This is a genomic window from Nocardia sp. NBC_01499, assembly GCF_045040275.1.
Taxonomy (GTDB): domain Bacteria; phylum Actinomycetota; class Actinomycetes; order Mycobacteriales; family Mycobacteriaceae; genus Nocardia.
Genome location: NZ_CP109426.1, coordinates 5,946,653 through 5,958,973, shown reverse-complemented (window position 1 = coordinate 5,958,973; position 12,321 = coordinate 5,946,653). Strand labels below are relative to the sequence as shown.

12 protein-coding genes and 1 tRNA gene are annotated in these 12,321 nt (G+C 63.3%); 7 read left to right on the top strand and 6 right to left on the bottom strand.

Features of this window, described 5'->3' with window-relative positions:
• The first annotated feature begins 25 nt into the window (after positions 1 to 25).
• The 3 genes from OG203_RS27275 (at position 26) to OG203_RS27265 (ending at position 3,899) form a co-directional block, all read left to right on the top strand.
• Positions 26 to 706, top strand: a complete 681-nt coding sequence (locus OG203_RS27275; protein WP_405160111.1) for a phosphatase PAP2 family protein — start codon at positions 26 to 28, stop codon at positions 704 to 706.
• A gap of 189 nt (positions 707 to 895) precedes the next feature.
• Complete coding sequence (locus OG203_RS27270) at positions 896 to 2,497, top strand: hypothetical protein (RefSeq protein ID WP_405160110.1); 1,602 nt, start codon at positions 896 to 898, stop codon at positions 2,495 to 2,497.
• Positions 2,448 to 3,899, top strand: coding sequence for a GNAT family N-acetyltransferase (locus OG203_RS27265; RefSeq protein WP_405160109.1), 1,452 nt, complete (start codon positions 2,448 to 2,450; stop codon positions 3,897 to 3,899). The genes OG203_RS27270 and OG203_RS27265 overlap by 50 nt, the downstream gene beginning before the upstream one ends.
• Here the strand turns inward: OG203_RS27265 and OG203_RS27260 are convergent.
• Both OG203_RS27260 and OG203_RS27255 read right to left on the bottom strand, forming a co-directional pair.
• Complete coding sequence (locus OG203_RS27260) at positions 3,877 to 4,245, bottom strand: PAS domain-containing protein (protein WP_405160108.1); 369 nt, start codon at positions 4,243 to 4,245, stop codon at positions 3,877 to 3,879. The two genes, OG203_RS27265 and OG203_RS27260, sit on opposite strands and share 23 nt — an antisense overlap.
• 372 nt (positions 4,246 to 4,617) lie before the next feature.
• Entirely contained in the window at positions 4,618 to 5,229 is a 612-nt protein-coding gene (locus OG203_RS27255) for a 2'-5' RNA ligase family protein (protein WP_405160107.1), read from the bottom strand.
• 525 nt (positions 5,230 to 5,754) lie between these two features.
• On the opposite strand from OG203_RS27255, the gene OG203_RS27250 reads away from it, so the two are divergent.
• Positions 5,755 to 6,714 carry a hypothetical protein gene (locus tag OG203_RS27250; protein WP_405160106.1) on the top strand — a complete coding sequence of 320 codons (960 nt, stop codon included), beginning with the start codon at positions 5,755 to 5,757 and terminating at the stop codon, positions 6,712 to 6,714.
• A 4-nt stretch (positions 6,715 to 6,718) separates the two neighbouring features.
• On the opposite strand, the gene OG203_RS27245 is transcribed toward OG203_RS27250, so the two are convergent.
• Positions 6,719 to 7,429, bottom strand: coding sequence for a class I SAM-dependent methyltransferase (locus tag OG203_RS27245; RefSeq protein ID WP_405160105.1), 711 nt, complete (start codon positions 7,427 to 7,429; stop codon positions 6,719 to 6,721).
• A gap of 228 nt (positions 7,430 to 7,657) precedes the next feature.
• On the opposite strand from OG203_RS27245, the gene OG203_RS27240 reads away from it, so the two are divergent.
• From OG203_RS27240 to OG203_RS27230, 3 genes are all read left to right on the top strand, one after another.
• The gene (locus OG203_RS27240; RefSeq protein WP_405160104.1) at positions 7,658 to 8,062 is read left to right on the top strand and encodes a VOC family protein; all 405 of its coding nucleotides are present in this window, start codon (positions 7,658 to 7,660) and stop codon (positions 8,060 to 8,062) included.
• A 173-nt stretch (positions 8,063 to 8,235) separates the two neighbouring features.
• Positions 8,236 to 8,306: transfer RNA gene (locus tag OG203_RS27235), tRNA-Gly, on the top strand.
• A gap of 131 nt (positions 8,307 to 8,437) precedes the next feature.
• Positions 8,438 to 9,871: an alpha/beta hydrolase gene (locus tag OG203_RS27230; protein WP_405160103.1), complete on the top strand. Its 1,434-nt coding sequence runs from the start codon at positions 8,438 to 8,440 to the stop codon at positions 9,869 to 9,871.
• A gap of 19 nt (positions 9,872 to 9,890) precedes the next feature.
• On the opposite strand, the gene OG203_RS27225 is transcribed toward OG203_RS27230, so the two are convergent.
• From OG203_RS27225 to OG203_RS27215, 3 genes are all read right to left on the bottom strand, one after another.
• Positions 9,891 to 11,018, bottom strand: a complete 1,128-nt coding sequence (locus tag OG203_RS27225; protein ID WP_405160102.1) for a methyltransferase — start codon at positions 11,016 to 11,018, stop codon at positions 9,891 to 9,893.
• Positions 11,019 to 11,250: 232 nt separating this feature from the next.
• Positions 11,251 to 11,775 carry a flavin reductase family protein gene (locus OG203_RS27220; protein ID WP_405160101.1) on the bottom strand — a complete coding sequence of 175 codons (525 nt, stop codon included), beginning with the start codon at positions 11,773 to 11,775 and terminating at the stop codon, positions 11,251 to 11,253.
• Positions 11,768 to 12,283 (bottom strand): NADPH-dependent FMN reductase, encoded by a 516-nt coding sequence (locus tag OG203_RS27215; protein ID WP_405160100.1) that lies wholly within the window; start codon positions 12,281 to 12,283, stop codon positions 11,768 to 11,770. The genes OG203_RS27220 and OG203_RS27215 overlap by 8 nt, the downstream gene beginning before the upstream one ends.
• Positions 12,284 to 12,321: the final 38 nt, after the last annotated feature.

The window sequence follows — 12,321 nt, the reverse complement described above, 5'->3', positions numbered from 1 at the left end:
CTCAGCGCCAAGGTGGGATCGTGGCATGGTGACCACGAATTCCCCGCCGAACCGTGCCTGGCAGCGAGCCGACGCGCTCGTCGTACCAGCTGCGGTTTTGGCCGTTTTCGTCGTCGGATTGACGAGCAATGTCCTCCGGAAGGACGGGCTCACCGCGATCGACTCCCCCATCTCTAACTGGGCTATCGCACATCGCAACGGCACGCTGACCCCGCTCGCGATAACGATCAGCAACCTCGGCGGCACCCTCGCGATGACGATTCTGGCGTCGCTGGCCTTCGTCACCTTCGGCACGCGCGGGCATCGCAGCGAGGCCGTGCTGGTCGCGGCCACCGGCCTCGGCGCCTGGATTCTGGTCGACGGCGGCAAGCAGCTCATCGGTCGGCCGCGCCCACCCGCCGCCGACCAGATCGTCCTCAAAACAAACCTGGCCTACCCCTCCGGCCACAGCCTCGGCTCGATCGCCGTAATCGGCATCCTCGCCCTCTTACTCATCCCCCGGCTACACCACCTTGTCGCCCGCTGGATCGCGGCCATCGCCGCCACCGTTTTCGTTGCTGCAGTTGGCCTTTCCCGCATCTACCTCGGCGTCCACTGGCCAACCGACGTACTCGGCGGCTGGTCCCTCGGCGCCCTCTGGGTCATCCTCTGCCTCATTGGCTACTACCTCACCAGCGACAGGTTCGGCCGCGCAATCGCACCCTGACAAATCCCGACCACACCCTTCCCTGCTGATATCCAGGCCCCGCAACTCGAGTTAATGGCCCTTGACAGATTTATGAATTCGGGACGCGCCTATCGGGCGTAGAGTTATGCGCGGTATTCGAACTTTTCGGCGGCATGCCGATCAGCTTGAACACCGGGTTTTCAGATTATGCTTTCGGAGGATCATCCCATGTCCTTTCGGCCAACTATGGCCATCTTCGATTCCTTCTGGACTACAGTCGCGTACCTCAGTGGCGGCGTGCTTACGCTGCTCGGCTTCATCACGGTCATGTCGTTAGTGCTGTATCAGTTCTCGCCTTCGATCCAACTCCTTGTTCGGAGTCGGCCATCTGCCACGCGGTACTACAGTGCAGCACGTGCCTATATAACGGCTATATTGACATTATTCAGACTACTGTTGCGAGGATTTCAAGCCGGATCGCTACGCAAGGCCGTCAGGCTACGCATCGAGTTAGAGGTCCTTAATCCCCCACCAGACCGGCCATTACGACTGGATTACGACACTGGGGGCGGCCGCAAAGCCAGCAATGAGAAGTACCAGATCGCATTGCGGAAATACCACAAAGCGAGGAAACAATGGGCCGGCGAAGTGTGGGCAGACTTGCGGACACTTGCGCGCGCGGAAGATCTCGCAAGGCCGATCGAAATAGATCATCTCACCCCATTAATCGATTCCGACAGGATAAAAAGCTATTTCAACGCGCTGTATACGGAGAACCCATCTACCAGTGAAGATCCGTGCTTCATTTCAAGAGTAACCGTCCGATCCGGCTTCATAGCGCCACTACATCTACTTACCGGAGTCCTCAAGCGCTACGATGAGGATTGGCAGCGAGCTCTTGAAGACTACGGCAGGGCTATGGCCATCGACGACGACCTTCGAGGAAACGCGGCCCGTAAGGTTCAACTGTTCATTTTCGATTGCTGGCTGTTATGGGGTCCCAGCATTGCCTTGTGCACCTGCCCACCGTGGAGTGGTAAAAAGGCGCTACAGTTCGGGAGCGGCGACGAGGACAACTCCCTGTCAGTCAGGTGCTCCGCAACAGATTTAAGCAACACGCTTAGGGCCACTATGCCGCCTGAGGCTTTCGCATGGCAAGCACGAGTGACCGGCCGATTGCGTTGGGGCGCTTCATTGCACCGAGATGGCATCTGCCCAGCCCAGGAAGCTGTTTGGCGCGATAGACGCCTCGTTCTCGACACGGTGGGCGATGCGACAGGAATCGAGATCGGCATTGGCGACGACCGCGCGCAAGTGAGTGCGACATACTACTCGGCATATATTTGGATAATGTTCGCGATGTGCACGAACCACCATGGCAGGCTCCGTGCGTACCATCCGGAAGAGAAGTGGCTTGACCTCGTGCCATTCTTTGCGCACGCCAATATTGCCGACCGGGACAGCTACGACTTCCAGATCAATAATCTCGCCCAAAGCGCCGTCCACGGGGCGTTACAAATGCTGGAGATGAACACTGAACTGCACCTCATTTTCGTTGGCGCGATAGATGAGACAGGATGCGGACATGATCTAGTCCACAAGGATCCCAAAAACGCTGAAACTATTCGCAGCAGAATGGAGACCATCCGACAGCGGATTGTCGGCCCTTCGGCGGAAAGCTCGACACTGGAACGCCTTGCGCTCACCCATCAACGCGATAATATCTTCATGAAGGGCGACTATTCGACATGCAATCTTCCGAAGATAATAAAGAAGTACTATGAGGCAGCCGACAAGCGCGCAGAAGATCACGGAGCTTGGTCCGAGTGATACCGCGCTACTCAGACGCTTCTATGACGATTGCTACGTGTCGGAGTTTCCCGACGCCGATGAACGAGAGTCCTTGCGGAACATCGAGGAGTACCTAGCGCTCAAGGTCGACGGCTGGTATGGGAAGAACAATTATCATGTTGTAGTAGCGACGGACGAAAACGGCGCTCCGGTCGGTGGTTCCATCTCCGACTACCTCGATAAGCCCAACGCAGGCGTGCTCGAGTACATCCTGGTGCGCCCTGGACTGCGCGGCTCCGGACTCGGGCACCGTCTATTGCGGCACACCGAACAACTGCTCCACGCCGACGGGGTAAGTAACCACGGTCAACTCGACTGGATCGTCGGCGAGATGGACGACCCCTACCGCACACCGGTCACCGCGGGCAGTTTCGATCCCTTTGCCCGAGCGCGCATCTGGCATCGCTGGAAATATCGCAGGCTGGACTTCCGCTACATCCAGCCGGCATTGTCACCGACCCAGTCGCCGGTCGAGAACCTCCTGTTGATGGCTAATACCTGTTCAACCCGCTACGGCACCACCGTTCCAGCAAAAGACGTGCAACTCCTGGTGGCGGAGTATCTCCGATGGGCGATGCGCATCCCCGACGCGATGGAAAATCACGAGTATCGCGAGATGGCGTCTGCGCTCGAACTGAGCGGCACGGTCGCGCTCATCCCGTTCGATGAATATATTTCCGGAATCAAGCAGGAAGAGCTTTATATCCGCGACGTCGTCACCGACCACGACCCGGAAATGGCAGAGGCAGTCCGGGTGTATGAGGAGATATTCACCGATCCTTCGACGGCGGTGCCGAGCGCATATCTTGCCGAGGCGCTCACGCCGGGCGGACCGGTCGATAGGCAGGGCTACCATTATCATCTGTGTACTATTCGTGGCACGGCACAGGAGAAGGCCGAGGGGATGGCCTCTTTTTTGACGATGCCGCATGCCGGTTTCGGTGGATATATCGGCTTCGAACCCAGCCTTAGGGGTTCCGGAAAACTTCGGTCGATCATTATGCGGATCGAGGAAAGAATGGTGCGCGACATCGGGGAGGAAGGTATGCGCATCGAAGATGCTCCGGGCTGGTACATCGAGTGCGACGGCGACACCAATCGCGCGATATTTTCTAGGCTCGGCTTTCAGGAGCTAGACGTCGATTACCGGCAGCCGGCTATCGCGCCTGGTCCCTGCCACATCTTGCACCTGATGTACAAGCCATTCGGCCGCGTATATCAGCAGGCCGTTATCGACAGTGCAGCATTTCTAGACACTATGCGAGAGATCTATCACGTCGTTTATAAATCAGATCCGGATAAGAGTGAAAGCTTCAACCTTCTGCAAGCATCCGTGGCAGCTCGTCGCACGGTCACCACTAAAGCGGCGCCACCGGCGTGAACGGTTCTTCATCGCCACGTCGCCGCGTCCAGGTTCCCACCCCGCCGACCGCTGCACCACGCCCGTCCCACAGTACGGAAAAAGTCCCAGGAAAGCTTCTTACCTTGTCATCCGAGCAGCGCACGGGGATATTGAACCTACCGCCGGATTCCTCCGAAACCCCTGTCTCCATAGCCAGTCGGAAGCCGGACCAATGCTGCTCACGAAATTCTTCCGGAACTATGACGTCCAGCGTCTGCCCGACCGAGTTCGCATGGCCGAACAGCAGTGTCGCACCCGTACTCCAATATTGGATGGTGCCCGAAATATCCACGAGCACAACAGCAACCGATTCGTGCGACTCCATATCTCAATGGTCCCACAATTCGCGCTTCGCCTAGGCGAATCCATAGGACCTGGGCCTCCCACAGACCCGGTCGGGCTCTCGGAACGAACGGGCGCTCACCGCGATCCGCTCCCGGTCCCGGGCTGGGGCTCGTTGCGCATCGCGACGGCACGCTGACGCCAGGTGCGCTTTGTATACGCCGACGTCCTCGAGCTCGGATGATCGCCTGCACAACACCATCGAGCGATCTGGACTCCGCCGCAGTCGCTATCGCAAAAACGCGATCAACTGCGGCCGCTATGACTCGGCTGTCGCTCATGCCGACGTAAAACCATGAAATGCGTTCCAGTCAAACCGATCCGAACCAGCGGACGCCACGACTATCGAGCGTCTCTACGGCCGCGTCACGGGATGGGATGAGATCGCGTTCCAGGTGAAGCTGCCCTGGTCTAGATCTACGTCGACTGCCAGGAAATGGAGGGTGTCGATGATGAGTGTGGCGGGGGTTTTGATGGTGGCGAGGGCGTGTTGCAGTGGGGCGGAGTCGCGTTCGGCGGTGCCGTAGCCGAGGGATACGTGGGGCATCGGGGGTGGGGCGGGGAGTGCACGGTCTGTTCCGAAGACCTGCACTGCCGCGTCGCGGGTCGCGGTGTGGAGTTGTTTCCATTGTGCGTCTTCGGGGGCGGCAACGCCGACGCCGAAGTCGTGCAGCCATGGGCCCTGCATCGGGATCTCGAACGGGGTGGTGGCCGCGGCGACGGCGGCGAGGGCTTCAGTGAATCGATCGAGTGCGGTCTGATCGACTTCGTTGCGCCACCATGGGATTCGGGTGACTGTCGCGTGTTGCCAGCGCGGTTGTACGGCGGCGCAGCCCTCGAACGCTTCGACAGCGTCTACCGCGGGCTGTACCGACGCGATGAACTCAGGGTTGGGTAGCACGTAAACGTGCAGTGAACCGTGTAATTGGGGCCAGTCGAGATGTGATGAGTTGAAATAGTTCCGCACGGGATGATCTTATGGGCACGGACGATGCGCCCGCATCAGTCGGTCATCCCGAGCAGGACAGCCCGTCATCGGCGGGTCGGGGCCAGCCGGTGACCTTAATCTGTGGGTGCGGGCGAGTGCCGTGACCCGGCCTCGGACACCGGCAGTGCTGCGGGTCGTTCTGTCATGGCAGCGAACCCAACTCGCGCGCAATGCAATCCGCCGCTATGTGGTCGCCGCGAGCGCGCAGTTGCGTAATCCGTGTGCGGACGGCGTCGACGCCGTACGACGCAACGATTTCACGAAGGCCGTGCAGCGACACCGAGTGAACAGCGCTACCCGCAGCCTGCTCCGCCGACGCGCGATGCCCTAGATACTGATGCATACTGGGACCCCTCCCATGACAGCCGAAAGCTTCATCTACACAAGAGAATTGGCTTCCGGCACGGGAGTCGCTCGCCAGCCGGGTACAGGCGACAGTTTAACACCCGCCAATCGCGGCGAACACGTCGAAATACGATCGACGCCGAACTAGGCTGCCCGGTCATGGACCTACCGAGACTGTGGGTTGGCATCGACCTCATCGGCACCCGACTCCACGGCGAACTCGTTGTCCATTCCGCCGACGGTCAACGAGTGGCTCGCCGGCTACGCCGCGTCGCGCCGAAGCTGGGCTACGACCACAGCGGGGAGGCCTTGTTTCGCGGTGTCGTCGCGGACGTCATGAACGGACCGCAGATCGACCACGCGCGCACCGAGGCCGGGATCGAATGCCGGACGCACTGGATCACCGCCGCCGACGGCACCGCGGTCGCGCTGCTCGTGTGGCTGGCACCGCCGCCGGTGACGTCGCGCCCGATATACAACAGCTGGATCATGGACCTCCGCAAGCTCGCCACCTCGCCCGACGGCGACGACCTCGAGCTCTACGGCGTCAAACGCGCTGTGGGTGAGTACAAACCGATCATGGGGGTATTCCGCAACCTGAACCCCGACGACGCCCCAGGCTGGACCGCCTTGGTGCACGACGCGGGACACAAGCGTGAGGGCGTCACCGTCGACGCGGTGTGGTCGATCCGCCCGGATAACGACTGGGTGCACTTCTGGTCGTCGACAACGAATCTCGGCGCACCGCAGCCGGGACGCTCCGTCTACGGGCTCACCGTGCAACTGCCCCATCGTGATCTCGACACCCGGCTCGGCACCCTCGTCCGGTACACCAACGCCAGCCTGATCATGGTCGACGTGCACAGCCGCTATGTCGTGGCCGGGTCCGGCGATCTCGCCGACGCGCTGCTCACCGACGAACCACGCCTGGCCCGCGTGCTCACCCAGATCGACCTGAACCGCCTGATCGCGGCGCCGACCAACGATGTTGTCGAGCAGACGATTTCGATCGAGGGATCGCTGTTTCAGGCCGCGCTGTTCGCGATGCCCGCCGGCCCCGTTCAGCCCGGCTCGCTGATCGCGATCCTGCTCGTCCCGGCGCCGGGACGCGCACAGTGACCGGTCAGTGCGGTTCACCGGTGCCCTCCTCCGGTGCGCGGCGCGGCCCGCGCGCCGTCCACACTGCGGCCGAACCACGCGTGCCGACCTGCACCGACTCGAACGCGCGCTCGAGCGCCGCCACCAGACCCGTCAGGTCATCGGCTTCGTTGTGGAAGACGCCGGTACGCCAGAACCGGCGCATCGTGGCACGGCTGAGCGCCGTATGCCGGACACCCCGCTCCAGCACGGTCGCCCCGAAGAACACGCCGTCATCGGCCATGACATCGGCAATGTGGCCGAATGCCTTGCCTTTGCTGTCCCACCCGCCCGGCACGCAATGCAGGACCCAGGTCGCCGAGACCGACCCGAACCTGCGGCGGTCGACCGCTAACGGCTGCAACACGCTCCCGACCCTGGTCACCGGATCGATACCGCGTTGGCGCAGCCGCCTGCTCGTCTCATCGAGCGAATGATGATTCAAATCGACCAGGGTGACTGTTGGCTGGGTCGTCGGGTAGGTCGCCTGACACAAATGCCACCCGGTACCGGTGCCGATATCCAGATGATCGCTGGACATGTTGGCGTTGTACAGGGCCAGCGTGTGCCGGATGGGGCAGCGCCATACGAAACGACAGTTGAACCAGACCCAAAGGTCATAGATGGACAGGATTTTCGGTGAGTACAGCGCCGACCCGTCGCGCTCAGCCTGACTGATACCGGCCGTTGAATCCATTCCCGACTCCCTTGCCCACCAGGCAGGGCAACCCGAAAACGGATACCCGCCAAGGCATCTGAACCCGGACGGGAATCACTCACCGACCCGCTATACACCCCTAACCCTACCGCTTCGGCATCGGTGCGGGTACTTCTCGCCCGTTCTGCCCTACTCGGGGCCGACGATCGCGCTATGGTATTGGCGGACAATCGATTTAGGCTCCTCGAGCGAGACGGGGTCAGTATCATGTCAGAAGGCATCCACGAGGGACCGACGGCCAGCGCGAAGGTGCTCGCGCTCCATCACGTCTCGATCAACGTGCGCGATATCGATCGAGCCCTGCGCTTCTATGTCGACGTGCTCGGCTTGACCCAGCGGACCGACCGCCCCGACAACCTCGGGGTCGCGGGTGCCTGGCTGGACGTCGGTGACCGACAGGTCCACCTCATCGAGCAACCCGACGTCCCGCCCGCCTTGGGTCAGCATTTCGCCCTTCTCGTCGACCGGCTCGACATCGAGGTGCCCGCGTTGCGAGCGCAGGGGCTCACGGTGTCCGATCCCGTTCAGGTAGGTCGAGGCCTCCAGTCGTTCCTGTCCGATCCCGACGGGAACGTCGTAGAGCTGCATCAAGCGTCTCGGACAAGTGCGTGACGGCCACGTTTCGTTGACACCAGCAGGGGCGTATCGGTCGCTCGTGACCGGCGGTGGCGGTGGCCCCGCAGCACCACGATGCCCTGTTCGGCCAGGTCAGAGGCATCTACCAGGACTTTTCCCGGCTCGTGGGCGGTTCTGCTAAAGTCTCGGGAGGACCCTGTGGGGTTCGCGCCGATGTAGTTCAGTGGCAGAACTTCTGCTTCCCAAGCAGACAGCGCGGGTTCGATTCCCGTCATCGGCTCTGTAGTAAAAGCCCTGGCCAGACGTTCTGGTGCGGGGCTTTTTCGTTGTCCCGCGCAGTACCGGGGAGTGAGTCGGGATGGCTCGGTGGGGGGATGTGGGCGCGGGATCGGCGGGCCGACGATCTGGGGCATGTTGTTGCGTCGCACTGTGTTGGTGGTTGGCCTGGCCGTCGGGCTCTGCTCGGGGGCGGTGGCCTGCACATCGGAGGCGAAGCCGAGCGCTTCGTTGAAATGGCAGCCCTGCTCGGAGAACGCCGAGTTCGACTGTGGCACAGTCACTGTGCCGGTGGACTGGGCTGCGCCGGACGGGGAGAAGATCGATATCGCGGTGGTGCGGGAGCGGGCCGACGAGCCGTCGAAGAAGGTGGGGACGCTGGTTTCGTTGCCAGGCGGACCTGGATCGTCGGGGGTGGACGAAATCATCAAGGGCGGAAAGTTTTCCGCGGAGCTGCGCGGGCGGTTCGATATCGTCAGCCTTGATCCGCGTGGGGTGAAGCGGAGTCACCCGGTGCGATGCGATGCGGGGCTGGTTGGGTATCGACCGAACCTGATACCGGATCTTGGTGGTCGGATCGATGAAGTCCAGTCGTATGCAAGAGATCTCGCGGCGAGCTGTCGGCAGTACACCGGGGCGCTGATGGATCACCTCGATGCGGCCAGTGTCGCGCGGGATGTCGAGGCGTTGCGGGTGGCGCTCGGGGTGGACCAAATCAGCACCTACAGCCGGTCTTACGGGACAATGCCCGCGCAGGCGTACGCGGAGCTGTTCCCGAAACGCTTGCGGGCCATGCTGATCGACAGCGTGGACGACCACAGCCTGGATGGCCGGGCGTTCATGGCCAGCGAAGCACGCGCGGGCAAGGACACCTTCGGCGAGTTCGCGTCGTGGTGTGCGCGAGATGAGCAGTGCGCGCTGCACGGGGCGGACGTCGGCCAGACCCTCGGTGCCGCGTACGCCAAGGCCGCGCGTGGCGAACTGCGCGACCTCACCGACGCGACCAAGCCGCTGGGACCGTTCGACCTGAACGCACGGGTCGTCCAGCGGCTCTATCAGCCCGAATGGTCGCGCCTGGCAATGGATCTGCGGGCGTTGACCGACCAGCCAGCCGGTAACCCACTGCCACCCGCAACGCCGAGGCAGCAGGGTAAGCCCGCGCCGATGCCGGAGATCATCGTCTGCTCCGACTGGCGTTTCGACATCGCGGGCCAAGACCAGTGGACCCAGCTGTGGCGCGAACAGAACGCCAACGCCGCCCCGCTGAGCGCCCACTTCGCTTGGGGCGCGGGATCGATGTGTTCCGGCTGGCCGATCACACCGCCCAACCCCGCACACCGCCCGCAGATCGTGGACGGGCCACCGATTCTCGTTATGAATTCACTGCACGACCCGGCGACACCGTACGAGTGGGCGCTTGGCGTCACGAAGAACACGCCACGCGCCACCCTGCTGACCTACGAAGGCTGGGGCCACGGCGTCTACGACCGCTCCCCCTGCACCACGACCGCCGCCGACCAATACCTCCTCAACCTCGCCATCCCCCAAAACCGCTGCCCCGCACCCTGATCGAGGGCAGCACGCGCCGCTACTGTGCGACGGCCAGGCGCCAGAGCGAGGTGACCTCCGCGGCACGGGCGGTGTGCAGCGGATCGGTGGCGTCCTGCGCGCGTGGGTGACGCGGACTGGTGTCGGCTTTATCGATGACGCGCAATCCAGCCGAGTCGAACATGGCGAGCAGGTCGGCACGGCTGCGCAGCCCTAGATGTTCGGCAAGGTCGGACAGCACGAGCCACCCTTCACCGCCGGGCTCGAGATGCGCGGCCAGACCAGCCAGGAAACCGCGGAGCATGCCGCTGTCCTGGTCGTACACGCCGTGCTCGATCGCCGAGGTCGGGCGGGCCGGTAGCCACGGCGGGTTGCAGACGATGAGGTCGGCACGGCCTTCCGGGAACAAGGCAGGGCCGACGATATCGACGGAACCGCTGAGACCGAGCCGGTCGATGTTCTCGCGGGCACAGGCCAGCGCGCGCGGACTGTCGTCGGTGGCGACGATGTGCCCGACACCGCGCCTGGCGAGTACCGCGGCCAGCACGCCGGTGCCGGTGCCGAGGTCGAAGGCGGTGTGCGAGCCGCGACCACTCGTCGGGAACGGGGTGCGCGCGACCAGATCGATGTATTCGCCGCGGATCGGGGAGAACACCCCGTAGTGCGGGTAGATGCTGGCGTCGAGCGACGGGATCCGCACGCCTTTCTCCCGCCACTGGGCCGCGCCGAGTACGCCAAGCAGCTCGGTGAGGGCGATGAGCATGGGCTCGTGCGACGGCCCGTACACATCGTCACAGGCCTTGCGCACATCGGGAGCGCGCCGCAGCGCGAGCGCGTGATCGTCCTCGAGCTGGACGAGCAGCTTGCCGAGCACGCGCGCGCGATGGTTGCGGGCCCTGCGCTGCAGCCGGAACGCCTCGGCCAGGCTATTGCCTGGTCCAGGCGCTTTCCGGTCGACGCGGCGGCTCATCGCCTTGAGCAGCTGACGGCCGTTGTGATAATCGCCGCGCCACAGCAGCGCCGTCCCCTCGCAGGCCAGGCGATACGCGGTCTCGGCGGTCATCCGGTCGTCGGCGACCATGATCCGGGTCGGCACCGGCGTCGCGCTCTCGGAATGCCACGGGGCGGATCGGACGGTATCGGCTTCGGTCCAGGTCATCGTGGACATCGGGGACTCCTCGTTGTCGAGCATGCGGGGACACGGAGCGCACCGCGACGAGGAGTTGTTGAGGTTGGGTGTTCCTACCGCGTCGAAGTGCGCGAGGAAACGTCACCGAGAACCATGCCCATTGTCATGACCGACCCTTCCGAATAGATGCGATCCAGTTTCCCACACGCGCCGGTGGCCGCCACGACCAGGGCAGATCGGGCGGCACCGAGGGTGATCGACGCGCCTGGCATCACCCTGCAATATCGCTGCGCTGCCTGGCGTCGGCGTCCAATCGACGGAATCGACTGCCGTGGAAGACAAGTGGGTCGACATCGGTCCGGGTGGCGATGCGGTGGATCCGCAGAATGACCACCTCGTGGTCGCCCGCGGGCACGGTGGCCTCCGGCACGCCTTCGATCCAGGCGGACGCGCCGTCGATGAAGATCGCCTCGCCCGTCCCCCTGTGCAATTCGGTGCCGCGGAACCGGTCACCATTGCGGGCCCCGAGGGTGCGGGCGGCGTCCTGCTGATCGGTGCCGAGCAGGCTCAGGCCGAGATGTCCGGCGGCGGCGAGCTTGGGCCAGGTCGATGAGGAATTCTGCACACAGAACGACACCAGCGGCGGGTCGAGCGAGACCGGAACGAAGGTGCTCACCGCGAGACCGTGTGGGGTGCCGTCGATTTCGGCGCACACCGCGACAACGCCGCTGGGGAAATTGGCGAAGGCGCCGCGCAATGCGCTGCCGTCGGCGGGAAACTCGAAGAGCTCATGCATGATTCGTCACCTCCGCGGAGTCGGCGATGGCCCGGACGACGGGGCGCCATCTGTCGCTGTAGCGATCGATCACGCCGTCCTCCTGGAAGGTCCGATCCGACAGATACAGACCGGGCAGCGCCGCGGTGGCGCCGAGTTCGACGAGTACCGGCTTGAGCAGCAGATCCGGTGCGAGCGCGTGGACGGGACCCGCGCCGAGCATGACCGGAACACCGAGGACGCCCGCGAGTCCGGTGCCGCCGTCGAACTGCTCGAGGAACAGTTTCAACAGGCCGGTATAGGTGGCTTTGAAGGTCGGGCTCGCGAAAACGACGAGCTCCGAATCGGATACGGTACGGACCGCCGCCGCGACGGCGGGATCACCCCAGCCGAGCAGCGCGGCACCGAAATCGACCAGGTCGATCACGGTGGGCTCCACCTCGGGGCGCAGTCCCTTCGCGACCAGTGTGGCCGCCGTCAAGGTGCGGGAGGCCGGCTTCGGATTGCCTACTACGACCGTCACTGTCACTTTTCGAATCCTTTTCAATCACATGCTGTTTCGACCGG

What these genes read in the sequence shown, in the direction of transcription:
- OG203_RS27220 (WP_405160101.1), bottom strand. Translation starts at nt 11,775, where the DNA reads ATGCATGAGCTCTTCGAGTTTCCCGCCGACGGCAGCGCATTGCGCGGC.
- OG203_RS27250 (WP_405160106.1), top strand. Translation starts at nt 5,755, where the DNA reads ATGGACCTACCGAGACTGTGGGTTGGCATCGACCTCATCGGCACCCGA.
- OG203_RS27270 (WP_405160110.1), top strand. Translation starts at nt 896, where the DNA reads ATGTCCTTTCGGCCAACTATGGCCATCTTCGATTCCTTCTGGACTACA.
- OG203_RS27260 (WP_405160108.1), bottom strand. Translation starts at nt 4,245, where the DNA reads ATGGAGTCGCACGAATCGGTTGCTGTTGTGCTCGTGGATATTTCGGGC.
- OG203_RS27230 (WP_405160103.1), top strand. Translation starts at nt 8,438, where the DNA reads ATGTTGTTGCGTCGCACTGTGTTGGTGGTTGGCCTGGCCGTCGGGCTC.
- OG203_RS27265 (WP_405160109.1), top strand. Translation starts at nt 2,448, where the DNA reads ATGAGGCAGCCGACAAGCGCGCAGAAGATCACGGAGCTTGGTCCGAGT.
- OG203_RS27245 (WP_405160105.1), bottom strand. Translation starts at nt 7,429, where the DNA reads ATGGATTCAACGGCCGGTATCAGTCAGGCTGAGCGCGACGGGTCGGCG.
- OG203_RS27275 (WP_405160111.1), top strand. Translation starts at nt 26, where the DNA reads ATGGTGACCACGAATTCCCCGCCGAACCGTGCCTGGCAGCGAGCCGAC.
- OG203_RS27240 (WP_405160104.1), top strand. Translation starts at nt 7,658, where the DNA reads ATGTCAGAAGGCATCCACGAGGGACCGACGGCCAGCGCGAAGGTGCTC.
- OG203_RS27225 (WP_405160102.1), bottom strand. Translation starts at nt 11,018, where the DNA reads ATGTCCACGATGACCTGGACCGAAGCCGATACCGTCCGATCCGCCCCG.